This window comes from Colwellia sp. MB3u-8, assembly GCF_014076985.1.
Classification (GTDB): domain Bacteria; phylum Pseudomonadota; class Gammaproteobacteria; order Enterobacterales; family Alteromonadaceae; genus Cognaticolwellia.
In genome coordinates this window covers 1-521 of record NZ_JACGVA010000056.1, presented here as the reverse complement: position 1 = coordinate 521, position 521 = coordinate 1, and the positions used below count along the sequence as shown (strand labels likewise).

General features: G+C 34.5%; 1 protein-coding gene. It reads right to left on the bottom strand.

What is annotated here, in order from left to right; genetic code table 11:
• Positions 1-42 precede the first annotated feature (42 nt).
• On the bottom strand, positions 43-489 hold the full coding sequence (locus H4J54_RS04760) for a hypothetical protein (protein WP_182189787.1): 447 nt from the start codon (positions 487-489) through the stop codon (positions 43-45).
• Between the last annotated feature and the right edge of the window lie 32 nt (positions 490-521).

The following is a 521-nucleotide window of genomic DNA, read 5'->3' as shown; positions in this document are numbered from 1 at the left end:
TAGCCAACTGTTATTTGTCCCGCTTGAACAGCTTGTTATATTTTAAAATTTATAACCGATATCGAATGTTAAAGCTATCCCGCTCTCGCGTTCTTTAACCTCTCCACCACCAAAAAATATTCTGTTTTCATCTCGATTGTAATATCCTATTCCTGTACCTAATACCCAGCCATTATTTCGAAAACCACTAAAATGATAATTATATGTTATAAATCCATATTCAGTGTCAGCGCTGAAAATCCCTGCTAATTTACCAACAGAAAAACCAACTGAATGATTTTCATTACTTGAAAATACAGATTGCATTCCAACAGATACACCTGGCAAACCAAGAGAAATAAAGTATTTTTTATCATCGTCTTTAACAGCAAATTGAGTTCCTATAATCCCACTGTATTGGTAACCCCCTCCAACTGAAAACTCAAAATCCCCTCCCCATGCGGATAAGGGTATATAAGCTAATAAAATAATCGTTAAATTTTTAAACATCTCCACTCCCATGGAATTTTAAATATAACGCC

What these genes read in the sequence shown, in the direction of transcription:
- H4J54_RS04760 (WP_182189787.1), bottom strand. Translation starts at nt 489, where the DNA reads ATGTTTAAAAATTTAACGATTATTTTATTAGCTTATATACCCTTATCC.